A 388-nucleotide genomic window follows, 5' to 3' on the forward strand; every position below is an offset into this window, starting at 1 on the left:
GCGACCCATTGGGTAATGGTCAACATGACCTGACCACGACCGTGACCGACAAGGCCGGTAACACCAGCGATGAAGGGCAACACCTGATCTTCAAGGTGGATGTGGATCTAACGAAGGTACTACTGACCGGTCTGGAAGATAACCAGGGCAATAACCCGGTCGATAAGGTGGAGCTGATAGCCCAGAACGGGGTGACGAATGATTCGCGTCCGACCCTCATTGGTACCGCGAAGGCGGGCAGTGTGGTCACCGTCAGCGATGAAAGCGGCATTCTGGGCAGTACCACTGCCGAAAGCAACGGTGAATGGCGCTTTACGCCAAATGAGGATATGGGCCAGGGTGAGCATACCTTTAGGGCCAGCGCCAAAGATCCGGCAGGGAATGTCAG

At 56.2% G+C, this 388-nt stretch carries 1 protein-coding gene; it reads left to right on the forward strand.

Going from position 1 to position 388, the window contains the following annotated elements:
* Nucleotides 1-388: Ig-like domain-containing protein (locus AC2A06_RS18915; RefSeq protein ID WP_484381305.1), on the forward strand; the 388-nt coding region annotated here is incomplete at both ends.

It is taken from the genome of Serratia sp. HNCC26DJ244 (assembly GCF_057180565.1).